Genomic DNA, 13356 nt, shown 5'->3' on the forward strand with positions numbered 1-13356 from the left:
GTTGGGTGGGCCGTTCGAGCACTACTTGAGCACCACGGTCCTGCTGCCTTGCAGGATCACGCGCCCTTCGCAATGCCAGCGGACAGCGTTGCTGAGTGCTTTGCACTCGGTATCTCGCCCGGCCGCGACCAGGTCGTCCGGACCGAAGGTGTGGTCCACTTCCACGACTTGCTGGGCGATGATCGGCCCCTCGTCCAATTCGCCGTTGACGTAGTGCGCGGTGGCACCCACGGTCTTGACGCCCCGCGCGTACGCCTGGTGGTACGGCTTGGCACCCTTGAAGCTGGGGAGGAACGAATGGTGGATGTTGATGGCCCGGCCATCGAGCTTGCGGGCAAGATCGTCGCTGAGGACCTGCATGTAGCGGGCAAGGACCACGAGTTCGACATCCAGGCGATCGATGAGGTCAAGGAGTTGACCCTCTGCCGCCGTCTTGGTGTCCGGGGTGACCGGCACGTGGAAGAACGGAATGCCGTGCCATTCGACCGTGCGCCTGTGGTCCGGGTGGTTGGAGACTACCCCGACAATGTCGATGGGAAGTTCCCCGATGCGCGCCCGGAACAGCAGGTCGTTGAGGCAGTGCTCGAACTTCGAGACCATGATCAACACCCGCCGCTTGGCACCGTGGCGTTGCAGCTGCCAGCGCATGCCGAATTTTTCAGCAACGGGAGCGAAGGATTCCCGCAGCGAGTCGATGGTCGACTGATCCCCATCCGATGCGAAGTGGATCCGCATGAAGAAATGGTGATCCAGTTGGGAGTCGAATTGCTTGTTGTCGATGATGTCGCAGCCGTGTTCCAGGAGGAAGCCGGAGACAGCGTGCACGATCCCCCGCGTTTCCGGGCAATCGAGCGTCAGGACATGCTCAACAGTGGTAGCCGGCAGCGCCGAGCTAACGGATTCATTCTGTGTGACAGTCATGGCTAGCACTCCACTACGTTGACGGCGAGGCCTCCGCGGGAGGTCTCCTTGTACTTGCTTTTCATGTCCGCTCCTGTCTCTCGCATGGTTTTGATTGCTTTATCAAGGGACACTTTGTGGCTGCCGTCGCCGTGCAGTGCAAGGCGGGCGGCGTTGATGGCCTTCACGCTGGCGATGGCGTTGCGTTCGATGCACGGAATCTGCACCAGCCCGCCCACGGGATCGCACGTGAGGCCGAGGTTGTGTTCGATACCCACTTCGGCGGCGTTCTCCACTTGCTCGGGAGTACCCCCAAGGACTTCGCACAGACCGGCGGCAGCCATCGAACAGGCAGAGCCCACCTCGCCCTGGCAACCCACTTCGGCGCCTGAAATGGATGCGTTGATCTTGAACAGGATCCCGACGGCGGCCGCCGCGAGCAGGAAGCGGACCACGCCGTCGTCGTCGGCTCCCTGCACGAACTTCGTGTAGTAGTGCAGCACCGCCGGCACAATGCCGGCCGCACCGTTGGTGGGTGCCGTGACGATGCGGCCGCCCGCGGCGTTTTCCTCGTTCACGGCAAGCGCGAACAAGTTCACCCATTCCATAGCGAGCAGCGGGTCTGCCGAGCTTGAACCCTGCAGACCGGCGTCGGTGGCCTTGAGCGTCTTGAACAACGACGGCGCCCGGCGCCGCACGTTCAAGCCTCCCGGCAGGATTCCTTCCGCAGCGCAGCCGTTGTCCACGCATTCGCGCATGACGGCCCAGATGTGCAGCAGCCGCTCGCGAAGTTCGGCTTCGCTGCGCCACACGAGCTCGTTGGCGAGCATGACATCGGAAATGGACATGTCCTCCCGTGCGCAGATCGCCAGGAGCTCGTCCGCGGAGGTGAAGGGATAGGGCAGCACGGTGCTGTCTGCGACGACTTTGTCGCTTCCGGACGCATCGCCGTCCACCACGAAGCCGCCGCCGATCGAGTAGTAGCTGCGTTCGCGTAGCACTTCCCCGGTGTGGTCCAGGGCCCGGAAAGTCATGCCGTTGGGGTGGGCGGGCAAGGATTTGCGTCGGTGCAGGACCACGTCTTCGTCCCAATTGAAGTCCACGCGGTGGTGTCCGGCGATCCGCAATTCGGCGTCCAGGGCTGCGGCCGCTACCTGGTCGTCGGCGGTGGAGGTGTCCACCGTTTCCGGCGCCTGGCCTTGGAGCCCAAGTACTACGGCTTTGTCCGAGCCGTGGCCGCGGCCGGTGGCGCCCAGCGAGCCGAAAAGCTCTGCCTGGACGCGCACCGTTGCCGCGAGTTGCCCGGAGGATTCCAGGCCGTCGGTGAACTGCTTTGCCGCCCGCATCGGGCCGACCGTGTGCGACGACGACGGCCCGATGCCAATGGAAAACAGGTCAAGCACACTCAGTGCCATCAGGGAACCTCGGGAGAAGCGAATTCCCTCATGCCGTCAAGCAGCCAGCGTCCCAGGAACTCGGCGAACGAAGCCCGTGGGAAGATCCGGAAGCTGTCCTCTCCGGTCTTCAACAGCATCGCCGGGATGTTGCCGATTTCCGTGGCCAGGGCCGTCCCGGTGCGGAAGGCGCGGGGGTGCAAGTCGAGCGAGCAGCCCTTTTCAAGGACGTCCCGGGCACGGACGCCGGACAGCTCGAAGGTGGTGCGGTTGGCGGACAAGTCCACCACCTGGCCCGGGTCGTCGCCCAGGGCCTCCACCAGTGCACGGACCAGGTCTCCGCCCAGGGAATCATGGGCAGTTTCCGGTGCGACCACCAGGAATTCGTCCGGCCCAAGCCAGAGGGTGGTGGCCCTCTCATCCCCGCTGATCTCACCGCAGGCGGCCGGCAGTCCGCTGGTCACGGACGCGAGGCGGGCTCCGGCGTCGGACGCCCGGTCAACCCGGACGCCCACCATGGTCTGGAACGGGATCTCCTTCAACGCCACGATTCCAGGCACGGAGCCGGACTCAAAGGTCGGTGCAAGGTGCGACGCCGGGCTGCGGCGTGCCGCACGGAGCGTCTCGGGGTTTGCGGGTGTTGCTGTTTCAGCCATCTTTACGGGTCCCTTCAGCGTCGAAAAGTACGGTTTCTCCCACAACGACGTCCAGCAACTGGTCGCCGACGGAGGCCACCAGGGTCTCGCCGATCCGGTTGCGGCCGTTGGTGATCAGTGCCAGGCCGAAGGACCGGCCCAGAGCGGCACTGTGGTAGCTCGAGGTCACGAAGCCCTGCATCGGCACGGGGCCGTATGCCGGGTTGACCGGGATTCCCTTTTCCACGAGCTGGGTGCCTTCCGGAAGACGGAACGAACCGTCCGCCGGCAGTACGCTGACCAAGTGCTTGCGGTCCGTGCGGACCGCGTCCTCGCGGCTGTAGGAACGCTTGCCGATGAAGTCCTTGGCCTTGGAAACGATCCACTCCATCCCGGCGTCCTGCGGGGTGACCGTGCCGTCCGTGTCCTGCCCGACGATCGGGTAGCCCTTCTCGGCACGAAGCACGTGCATGGTCTCGGTGCCGTATGGGGTGATGTTGAACTCGGCCCCTGCCGCAGCAACGGCTTCCCAGGTGTTGAGCCCGTACCAGGACGGAACATTGATTTCGTAGGCAAGCTCACCGGAGAACGAAATCCGGCAAACCCGTGCCTGGACTCCGGAGGCCAGCGTGGTCTCGCGGAACGTCATGAACGGGAATGCTTCGGCGTCCAACCCGCCGTCGGCCGCCAGTTGCGGGGCGACCTTTGCGATCACGGCGCGGGACTTGGGTCCGACGACGGCAATCGTCGTCCACTGTTCGGTCACCGAAGTGCACACCACGTCCAGCTCCGGCCACTCGGTCTGGTGCCACTCCTCGAGCCAGTCGAGGACCTTCGCGGCGCCGCCGGTGGTGGTGGTCATGAAGTAGCGGCCCTCGTCAAGGCGCAAGGTCACGCCGTCGTCGAAGATCATGCCGTCCGGGGTGCACATGACCCCGTAGCGGGCGGAACCCGGGGCGAGCTTCTTGAACGCATTGGTGTAGATGCGGTTCAGGAACTCGCCGGCATCCTTGCCTCGGATCTCGATCTTGCCGAGGGTGGTGGCGTCCATGAAGCCCACGGATTCCCGCACAGCGGCGCATTCGCGAAGCACGGCAGCGTCCATATCTTCGCCCGCTTGCGGGTAGTACCACGGGCGCTTCCATTGCCCGACGTCCTCGAAGAGCGCTCCCTGGGCAACGTGCCAGGGGTGGATTGAGGTGATGCGCGCGGGATCGAACAACTCGCCGCGCTGGCGCCCGGCCAACGCCGCGAAGGCCACCGGGGTGAAAGGAGCCCGGTAGGTCGTGGTTCCGATGTCGCCGATACTCCGGCTGCCTCCGGCGGATGCTTCGCCAGCCTGCTTGAGGGCCGCGGCGATGACGCCGATGGCGTTGACGCCCGACGTCTTGCCTTGGTCGTTGGCGGTGCTGATGGAGGTGTACCGCTTGATGTGTTCCACCGAGCGCATGCCGGCCCCGGTCGAACGAAGCACGTCGGCCACGGACTGGTCGCGCTGGAAGTCGACAAAGTGGTGGTGCCACTCCCCCGCGTTTCCGCTCTGGCCCGGCACCAGCCACAACTGGCGGGTGGGGGCGGAGGCTTTCGGCGCCTTGATTTCGGTGGGCACCGCCTGGGAGCTGAACCCCGCGGCGATGGCGGCTGCGGCACCCGCGGATACGCCTTCGCCGAGGCAGTCCCCGAGATCGTAGCTTCCGCGTCCGGAGCCAACAACCTGCTGGTCCCTGACCACGGAGCTTGGCACGAAGCCGGCCAGCTCGTCGTCCCAACGCAACTTGCCTTGGCGCTGGCTGTGGAGGTGGACCACAGGACTCCAGCCACCGGCAACCGCCAGCAGATCGCAAGCGATCCGTTCGACGCCGGAGGTGACTTCGCCGTCGTCGTTGAGGCTGCGGATGGTGACGCCGTCGATCCGGCCGTTTTCCCCCGCACCGGAGGTATCGGCGACGGCGCTGCCGACGAGGACGCGGATGCCGCTTTCAACGGCGGCTGCGGCCTTGTCGCTGAGCTTCGGACGGGCGTCGACGACGGCGGCGACCTTGACACCGGCGGCGAGCAGATCCGCGGCTAACAGGTAGGCCGAATCGTTGGTGGTGCCGATGACGACCCTCCGCCCGGCAGCGACTGCGTAGCGGTTGAGGTAGCTCCGGACCGCTGAGGCCAGCATGATGCCGGGACGGTCGTTGTTCTCGAAGACGAGCGGACGCTCGTGTGCGCCGGGGGCGAGAACCACCTGCTTGGCACGGATGTGCCAAATACGCTGGCGGGAGACGCCGTCCGCGGCCGGGCTGCCGAGGTGGTCCGTACGGTTCTGTGCCGCGATCACATAGTTCGCGTCATAGGAGCCGAACGCCGTGGTGCGGTTGAGGACGGTGCATTCGGCGGCGGAGACGAGCTCGGCCTCAACGTCGGCGATCCATTCCAGCGCCCCTTTGCCTTCTATCATCTCGGCGAGTTCCGGTGCGGTAGAACCGGAAAGCAACGAGCCGCCGAGTTCGGGCTGATCGTCGATCAGGATGACCCGGGCGCCGGTGCGGACGGCTTCACGGGCTGCCGCGAGGCCGGAAACGCCGCCGCCAACCACCAGGACGTCGGTGTGGACGTATTTCTTGTCGTACTCGGCACGGTCCTCGTTGGGATCGAGCTTGCCAAGGCCGTTCAGGAACTCAACGCTGAGCCCGTCCACGAGGGACACGGTGGTCGCGGGAAGCATCGACTCGGCGACATGGCCGGGGAAGCGGGCAGCCACCTTGACCAGGGCGTTGGATTCTTCCACGCCGGCGGACATGATGCCGCGGGCCCGATCCTCATAGAGCGAGTTGCCGACGTTGATGCGGCCGCTGGCCAGCAATGCTGAAGCAACGGTGTCTCCGGGGTGCCCGGTGTATTCCTGGCCGTCCACGGTGAACCGCCAGGAGATGCTGCGGTCGATGCGGCCGCCGGTGGCGAGGCGGGCGTTCTGCGGGGTCACTTCGTGGCTCCTTCCGGAGTGGTGGCTGCTGCGGTGTGCACATCGGGGCGCGGTTCGCCCATTTTGTAGATGGCCTGGATGTCGTAGCTGACGGTGTCGCGGAGCATGTTGAACCATTGGCGGCAACCGGTGCTGTGCACCCAGCGTTCGGCGAAGGCGCCTTTCGTGTTGTCGCGGTAGAACAAGTACTCGGCCCACTGGCGGTCCGTCAGCGCGTCCGGGTTTTCCGGGTAGGCAACGTGCGCCTGGCCGCCGTAGTGGAATTCGGTTTCGTCTCGTGGCCCGCAATTGGGGCAGCTGATGAGCAGCATGGTTGGTCTCCTAAAGGGCTGCGGCTAGTGGGCGACGGCGGCGGCGCCGTGTTCGTCGATCAAGGCACCGGTCTCGAAGCGTTCCAGCGCAAAAGGCTTGTTGAGCTCGTGAGGCGTACCCGTGGCGATGGTGTGGGCGAACGTCAGGCCGGCAGCGGGTGTGCCCTTGAAGCCACCCGTTCCCCAGCCACAGTTGACGAACATGTTCTCAACCGGCGAGAGTCCGACGATCGGCGAGGCATCCATGGTGGTGTCCACGATTCCGCCCCAGGTCCGGAGCACGTGGGCCCGGGCGAAGATCGGGAAGAGTTCGACGGCGGCGGCCATCTGGTGCTCGATCACGTGGAAGGAGCCGCGCTGGCCATAGCCGTTGTAGGAGTCCACGCCAGCGCCCATGACCAGTTCGCCCTTGTGTGCCTGGGAAACGTAGACGTGCACGTGGTTGGACATGACCACCGTGGGGTGGACGGGTTCATGCAGTTCGGACACCAACGCCTGGAGGGGGTGCGACTGGATCGGGAGGCGGAAGCCGGCCATTTCGGCGAGGACCGAGCTGTGGCCGGCCGCGGCGAGGCCAACCTTTTCGGTGTGGATGGTTCCTTGGTTGGTCTTGACGCCCACCACGCGGTTGCCGTCCTTGAGGAAGCCCGTCACTTCGCAGTTCTGGATGATGTCCACGCCCAGTTCGTCGCACTTTCGGGCGAAGGCCCAGGCGACGTGGTCGTGCTTCGCGATGCCGGCCCGGGGCTGGTACGTGGCGCCCATGACCGGGTAGCGGATGTTGTCGTTGATGTTCAGGATGGGGCAGAGTTCCTTGACTTGCTGCGGGTCCAGCCATTCGGCGTCGACCCCATTGAGCTTGTTCGCGCCGACCCGGCGGACGCTTTCGCGGACGTCGCCCAGGGTGTGGGCCAGGTTCATGACGCCCCGCTGGCTGAAGAGGAAATCGTATTCAAGTTCCTCGGGCAGGATCTCCCAAAGCTTCAAGGCGTGCTCGTAGATGGCAGCGCTCTCGTCCCAGAGGTAGTTGGAACGGATGATCGTGGTGTTTCGGGCCATGTTGCCGCCGGCCAGCCAGCCTTTTTCCAAGACAGCGATGTTGGTCATTCCGTGGTTCTTGGCCAGGAAGTATGCGGTGGCGAGGCCGTGGCCGCCACCGCCCACGATCACGGCGTCGTAGGAAGCCTTGGGCTCCGGGTTACGCCACAGGAAATCCGGGTGTTCGGGGAGTTGGTCTGCGTTCACTGGGCTGCTCCAATCATTTCTGCCTCAAGTTCGGTCGCAGCGGCGTCGTTGCCGCTGACGTTCTGGGAAAGATGCGCGTAAAGCGGGAATTGTTCGGCGAGCGCGGTAACCCTCGCACGGAGTTCGACGGCGGTGTGGTCACCTAGAGTGCCGTCGCTTGCTGCGGCGATCAACGCCGTCGCGATGATGTCCGCGACCTCCGCGAATTCCTTGGCGCCGAAGCCACGGGCGGCTAGTGCCGGAGTGCCGATCCGGAGTCCCGAGGAAACCATCGGCGGACGCGGGTCGAACGGGACGGCGTTGCGGTTCACGGTGATGCCGATGCGGTGCAAGGTGTCCTCGGCTTGCTGTCCGTCCAGTTCCGAGTGGCGCAGGTCAACGAGGACGAGGTGAACGTCGGTGCCTCCGTTGACCACCGAGATCCCTGCTGCGGCCACGTCTTCCTTCAAGAGCCGTTCGGCAAGGAGCTTGGCACCTTCCAGCACCCGCACCTGGCGTTCCTGGAATTCGGGTTCTGCTGCCATCTTGAACGCGACCGCCTTGGCCGCGATCACGTGCTCCAGTGGGCCACCCTGCTGGCCGGGGAAGACTGCGCTGTTGATCTTGCGTGCGTATTGTTCCTTCGACAGGATCACTCCGCCGCGCGGACCGCCGAGAGTCTTGTGGGTCGTGGTGGTCACGACATCGGCATACGGGACGGGGTTGGGGTGCAGTCCCGCGGCGACGAGGCCGGCGAAGTGGGCCATGTCCACCATGAGGTAGGCGCCCACGAGGTCGGCGATGCGGCGGAATTCGGCGAAATCCAAGTGGCGCGAGTACGCGGACCAGCCGGCAACGATCAGCTTCGGGCGGTGTTCCAGGGCCAGGGCTTCGACTTCCGCCATATCCACCCGGAGATCGGATTCACTGACGTGGTACGGGATGACGTTGTACAGCTTGCCGGAGAAGTTGATGCGCATGCCGTGGGTCAGGTGGCCACCGTGTGCTAGGTCGAGGCCCATGATGGTGTCCCCCGGCTCGAGGAGCGCGAACATGGCCGCGGCATTGGCCTGGGCGCCGGAGTGCGGCTGGACATTTGCGGCTTCGGCGCCGAAGAGAGCCTTGACGCGGTCGATGGCCAGCTGCTCGATGACGTCCACGTGCTCGCAGCCGCCGTAGTAGCGCTTGCCCGGGTAGCCTTCCGCGTACTTGTTGGTCAGGACCGAGCCCTGTGCCTGCATGACGGCTGCAGGGGCGAAGTTTTCGGAGGCGATCATTTCCAGCGTGGACTGCTGGCGGATGAGTTCCTGGGCGATCGCCTGTTCAACCTCCGGGTCCGCCTGGGCGAGCGGGCGGATCAGCGGTTCAACCATGATGGTCTCCTTTTGAGATACTTATATTTACTGACTAATCAGCAACTGATATACTAGAACTATTGCCATAGTATGTTGGAGATCACACAACCGTCAACAGCCCGGCAGCAACTGATCCGCCAGACTTGGAATTGTGACAAACGGGAGAGGGCACATGAGCACTGCACTTGAGGCACTGGACACAGGCACACAGGGAACGTCCTTGGCGGAAAACGCCTACCTGCTCCTGCGCGACCGGCTCATCATGCTGGACATCAAACCGGGCGACCCCATCAACGACGGTCAGATTGCCGCGGAACTCGGCATCGGACGGACGCCCGTGCGCGAGGCCATCAAGCGGCTCGAAAGCGACCACCTCGTGGTGTCGTATCCCCGCCGCGGAACCTTCGCCACCGGCGTCGACATCACCCAATTGGCGGATGTGTCCGAAATCCGGGAACTGCTTGAGCCCTTGGCCTCACGGCGCGCTGCCCGCATGGCCAGCCCTAAGCTGCGGGAGGAACTGCGTGAGGTCGCGGCAGCCATAAGCGGCCTGGAAGCGCACGACGCCGGGCAGCAGGAACTCATGCGCTACGACATCCAGGTGCACCGGCTCATCTACAAGGCCGCGGCCAACCCGCACCTCGAGGACGTGCTGATCCGCTACGACAACCTGGCAACACGCATCTGGTGCCACATGCTGGACAAGGTGCCTTCAGTGACGGGCCACGTCGCGGAGCATGCTGAGTTGCTCACCGCAATCGCCGACGGCGATGAGGACAGGGCGGCTGCGCTCGCCCTGCACCACGTGGTGAGTTTCGAGGAAACGATCCGCAAGGTGCTCTAGGTTCGAGGACCTCAGGCGTCATCTCTTCCAGTGCCTGGGCCACTTCACGTTCAACAGCAGCAATCCCAGCAAGAGCGAGTCAACTGCGATTATTCCCGACATGAAGTAAGCCCAACCGATGTTCATGGCTCGATCACCACCAGTCGGCGGCCCGAGGTGCGGGGTTGCATCAGAACACACATACCAATCTCCTGACCCGGATCCCCCCAGTCAATCGATAGTCCACCAAGTGTGGCACGACGGCGCCCAAGAAGGAACGGCTTGAGGCGATCGACGCCTCAGCCCGGAGTGAGGACGCAGAATTCGTTGCCCTCCGTGTCGGCGAGGCACACCCATGGCACGTCGCCCTGGCCGACGTCGGCGTCCGTGGCGCCCAGGGCCCGCAGCCGGGCCACCTCTGCCGCTTGATCATCGCCGCGGTACGGCCTCAGGTCGAGATGGACCCGGCCACACGCGGCATTCGCGGCGGGTGTCCGGACGAACTCCAGATACGGCCCGGCACCCTTGGCCGAACGCAGCCGCGCAAGATCGTCGCTCACCTCGTGCAGGGTCCAGTCCATCGCCCCGCTCCAGAACCGGGCCATGGCCCGCGGATCCGCACAATTGACCACCACCGCTGCGATCGGCCCTGTGTCCCGGTAGATCGGCCGAGGCTCCAGCACGCAGAACAGGTTGCCCTCCGGGTCGGCCAGGACCGTCCACGGCACATCGCCCTGGCCAATGTCGGCGGGCCTCGCGCCGAGCTTCAACAGGCGCGCCACAAGCTCAACTTGATGGGCCTCAGAGGTGGTGGCGAGGTCGAGGTGGGCGCGGTACTTCACCGTTTCGGGGTCCGGGACGGTGACGACATCGACGCAGACGGCAACGGGGTCCGGCCCGATGAAGCCGACGGGTTCAACATTGCTCACACCGGGTCCTTCGCGGGAAATATCCCACCCAAGGACCTCGCCCCAAAACTTGCCGAGCACCGAGTCATCCCGGGCCTTGAAATTCACTTGAACAAGTCGCAGTGCCATATCGCCCGATCCTATATCCAGGCAGGCGAGACAGACCGCCGTACCCCAAGACACGCTGTCCGGAGAGCCCACTCATTTGACCGCGTTTGAGACGATGAACCACATGGACGCTGATGCAAGCATTTCCAACGACCCCGATACCGATCCCGCCGCCGCGCAGCACGCCGGGGTGCAGTCCGTGGACCGGGCCATCACCGTGCTCGAAATCATCGCCCGCAACGGAGCTGCCGGCGTGAGTGAGATCGCGGAGGAAATGGGCGTCCACAAGTCAACGGCGTCGCGACTGCTGAGCGCCTTGGACGCCCGTGGCATGGTGCAGCAGAATCACGAGCGCGGAAAGTACCAACTCGGTTTCAACATCCTGCGCTTGGCCAGTGCCATTCCGGCCCGTCTCAGCTTGGTGAAGGAGGCCCGGGAAGATCTCGAAGCCCTGGCGGAGAAGTTCGCGGAGACTGCCAACCTGGCCGTGCTGCGGTCAAATTTCGCGGTCAATGTGGATCAGGCCATCGGTCCCAACACGCTTGGCACGCAGGACTGGATCGGGGGGCTCACCCCGCTCCACGCGACGTCCAGCGGCAAGGTCATGCTTGCAGCGCTGCCGCCCGCGACGCGTGACCGCGTTCTCAGGGAATCCGGCCAGGCGCGATACACGCCTCAGACCATCACCGACCGGGACAAGCTGGAGCAGCAAATGCCGGTCATCGCGGAGGCCGGGTATGCCGTCACGTATGAAGAACTCGAACGCGGACTCAACGCCGTCGCCGTTCCGATCCGCAACCATAGCGGCACGGTGATCGGAGCTATCAGTCTTTCCGGGCCGGCCTTCCGTTTTGAGCCGGAAAAAATACCCGGCCTGCTCGATGCGCTCAAGCAAGCCGGGTATTCAATCAGCGTCAAGATGGGTTACACCGCAGCCACCGGAGCCTAAACGCCGTCGACCTGGCGATCCAGCGCTGCCTGGGCGAGGTTGTCCCCCTCGGCTTTGATGGTGGTGTCCCCGCCGTGGCCGGTCCGGACCACGGTTTCCGCGGGAAGCGTCAGGAGGCGTTCCCGGATCGAGGCCAGGATGGTCGGGTGGTCGCTGAACGACCTGCCCGTCGCCCCTGGACCGCCGTTGAAGAGGGTGTCGCCCGTGAACACCGTGCCTTCGCTTTCCAAGTAGAAGCACGTGGAACCCGGGGAATGCCCCGGGGTATGGATGGCCTGCAGGGCCGTGCCCGCCACTTCGAAGATGTCGCCGTCTGCAATGTAACGGTCCGGCGCGGCATCCGGGTACACCTGCTCCCACAGAACCATGTCCGCCGGGTGCAGGTGGATCGGAGCGTTCACGGCACTCGCCACCTCGAGCACTGCTCCGATATGGTCATTGTGCGCGTGGGTCAGCAGGATGGCCAGGACCCTCCGGCCACGGACGCGGTCGATGATCGCTGCCGCGTCGTGCGGGCAGTCGATGATCACGCATTCGTCGTCGTTGCCGATGATCCAGACGTTGTTGTCCACGTCCCAGGTGCCGCCGTCGAGCGAAAACGTGCCCGAGGTGACGAGGTTTTCGATGGTGACGCTCATGCGATTTCCACGACCGAGCGGAGCACTTTGCCCTCGCGCATCTTGGCGAACGCTTCTTCCACCTGGTCGATCGTGATCCGTTCCGACACGAACGCGTCCAGGTCAAGGTTCCCCTGCTTGTAGTGCGCCACCAGCATCGGGAAGTCACGGGAGGGCAGGCAGTCCCCGTACCAGGAGGACTTCAGCGAACCGCCGCGGCCGAAGACATCCAGCAGGGGCAGTTCCAGCAACATGCCCGGCGTCGGGACACCCACCAGCACCACGCGGCCGGCGAGGTCGCGCGCGTAGAAGGCCTGCGTGAAGGTCTCGGGGCGTCCGACGGCGTCGATCACCACATCGGCACCGTTGCCGCCGGTCAGCGACCGGATGGCCTCGACGGGGTCCTCCTGGCTGGAGTTGATACCGTGCGTGGCTCCCAGGGACTTGGCCATCTCGATTTTGTTGGCGTCGATGTCCACGGCGATGATCGTGGTGGCGCCGGCGAGCTTTGCCCCGGCAATGGCGGCGATGCCGACGCCGCCGCAGCCGATCACGGCCACGGACTCGCCCCGCTTGACCTCACCTGTGTTGATGGCGGCACCGATGCCTGCCATCACACCGCAGCCGAGCAGCCCAACGGCGGCGGGATCGACGTCGTCGTCAATCTTTGTGCACTGTCCCGCGGCGACGAGGGTCTTCTCGGCGAAGGCGCCGATCCCCAGGGCCGGTGTCAGTTCCGTGCCGTCCTCCAGGGTCATCTTCTGGGTGGCATTGTGCGTGTTGAAGCAGTACTGCGGCTGGCCCTTGGCACACGCCCGGCATTCCCCGCACACGGCACGCCAGTTCAGGATCACCCGGTCCCCGGGCGCAACTTCGGTGACGTCCGGGCCGACGGCGCTGACCACACCGGTGGCCTCGTGGCCGAGCAGGATGGGGAACTCATCGGTGATGCCGCCCTGCTTGTAATGCAGGTCGGTGTGGCAAACGCCGCAGGTGAGGATATCCACCAGCGCCTCGCCCGGACCGGGGTCCGGCACCAGGATGGTCTCCACCGAGACCGGAGCGTTCTTTTCCTTGGCGATGACCGCCCGTACTTTGTAAACCATTATCTGGTGTTCCTTTTCCTAAGTTCGCGGTAGCTCGTCACAAGACAGACATTTC

At 64.8% G+C, this 13356-nt stretch carries 11 protein-coding genes and 1 pseudogene; 2 read left to right on the plus strand and 10 right to left on the minus strand.

All coding sequences use genetic code 11. The features are described 5' to 3' along the window. Window positions 1-21 precede the first annotated feature (21 nt). The 7 genes and pseudogenes from purU to glyA form a co-directional block, all read right to left on the minus strand. The gene (gene purU / locus ACSVHC_RS05870) at window positions 22-921 is read right to left on the minus strand and encodes a formyltetrahydrofolate deformylase (protein ID WP_345447866.1); all 900 of its coding nucleotides are present in this window, start codon (window positions 919-921) and stop codon (window positions 22-24) included. 2 nt (window positions 922-923) lie between these two features. After that, window positions 924-2315, minus strand: a complete 1392-nt coding sequence (locus ACSVHC_RS05875; protein ID WP_437772659.1) for an L-serine ammonia-lyase — start codon at window positions 2313-2315, stop codon at window positions 924-926. Continuing rightward, window positions 2315-2950: a sarcosine oxidase subunit gamma gene (locus tag ACSVHC_RS05880; protein ID WP_437772658.1), complete on the minus strand. Its 636-nt coding sequence runs from the start codon at window positions 2948-2950 to the stop codon at window positions 2315-2317. The genes ACSVHC_RS05875 and ACSVHC_RS05880 overlap by 1 nt, the downstream gene beginning before the upstream one ends. Next, entirely contained in the window at window positions 2943-5900 is a 2958-nt protein-coding gene (locus tag ACSVHC_RS05885) for an FAD-dependent oxidoreductase (protein WP_437772657.1), read from the minus strand. Before ACSVHC_RS05885 ends, ACSVHC_RS05880 begins: the two co-directional genes overlap by 8 nt. A 38-nt stretch (window positions 5901-5938) precedes the next feature. Next, window positions 5939-6211, minus strand: a pseudogene (locus tag ACSVHC_RS05890) (sarcosine oxidase subunit delta); the annotation flags it as partial. Between the two features lie 24 nt (window positions 6212-6235). Further along, window positions 6236-7456 (minus strand): sarcosine oxidase subunit beta family protein, encoded by a 1221-nt coding sequence (locus ACSVHC_RS05895; RefSeq protein WP_437772656.1) that lies wholly within the window; start codon window positions 7454-7456, stop codon window positions 6236-6238. Further along, window positions 7453-8808 carry a serine hydroxymethyltransferase gene (glyA, locus tag ACSVHC_RS05900; protein WP_437772655.1) on the minus strand — a complete coding sequence of 452 codons (1356 nt, stop codon included), beginning with the start codon at window positions 8806-8808 and terminating at the stop codon, window positions 7453-7455. The genes ACSVHC_RS05895 and glyA overlap by 4 nt, the downstream gene beginning before the upstream one ends. Before the next feature lie 154 nt (window positions 8809-8962). Between glyA and ACSVHC_RS05905 the strand changes: the two genes are divergently transcribed. After that, complete coding sequence (locus ACSVHC_RS05905) at window positions 8963-9634, plus strand: GntR family transcriptional regulator (protein WP_345447873.1); 672 nt, start codon at window positions 8963-8965, stop codon at window positions 9632-9634. 278 nt (window positions 9635-9912) lie between these two features. Here ACSVHC_RS05905 and ACSVHC_RS05910 read toward each other — a convergent pair whose 3' ends face one another. Continuing rightward, on the minus strand, window positions 9913-10650 hold the full coding sequence (locus ACSVHC_RS05910; RefSeq protein ID WP_437772654.1) for a VOC family protein: 738 nt from the start codon (window positions 10648-10650) through the stop codon (window positions 9913-9915). Window positions 10651-10753: 103 nt separating this feature from the next. Between ACSVHC_RS05910 and ACSVHC_RS05915 the strand changes: the two genes are divergently transcribed. Beyond that, window positions 10754-11578, plus strand: a complete 825-nt coding sequence (locus ACSVHC_RS05915) for an IclR family transcriptional regulator (RefSeq protein ID WP_437772653.1) — start codon at window positions 10754-10756, stop codon at window positions 11576-11578. Here the strand turns inward: ACSVHC_RS05915 and ACSVHC_RS05920 are convergent. Both ACSVHC_RS05920 and ACSVHC_RS05925 read right to left on the minus strand, forming a co-directional pair. Beyond that, a complete protein-coding gene (locus tag ACSVHC_RS05920; RefSeq protein WP_437772652.1) occupies window positions 11575-12216 on the minus strand; it encodes an MBL fold metallo-hydrolase in 642 nt (213 codons plus the stop codon). The two genes, ACSVHC_RS05915 and ACSVHC_RS05920, sit on opposite strands and share 4 nt — an antisense overlap. Continuing rightward, window positions 12213-13301 (minus strand): S-(hydroxymethyl)mycothiol dehydrogenase, encoded by a 1089-nt coding sequence (locus ACSVHC_RS05925; RefSeq protein WP_437772651.1) that lies wholly within the window; start codon window positions 13299-13301, stop codon window positions 12213-12215. Before ACSVHC_RS05925 ends, ACSVHC_RS05920 begins: the two co-directional genes overlap by 4 nt. Window positions 13302-13356 lie beyond the last annotated feature (55 nt).

It is taken from the genome of Arthrobacter sp. KNU-44, from assembly GCF_051843155.1.
Taxonomy (GTDB): Bacteria; Actinomycetota; Actinomycetes; order Actinomycetales; family Micrococcaceae; genus Arthrobacter.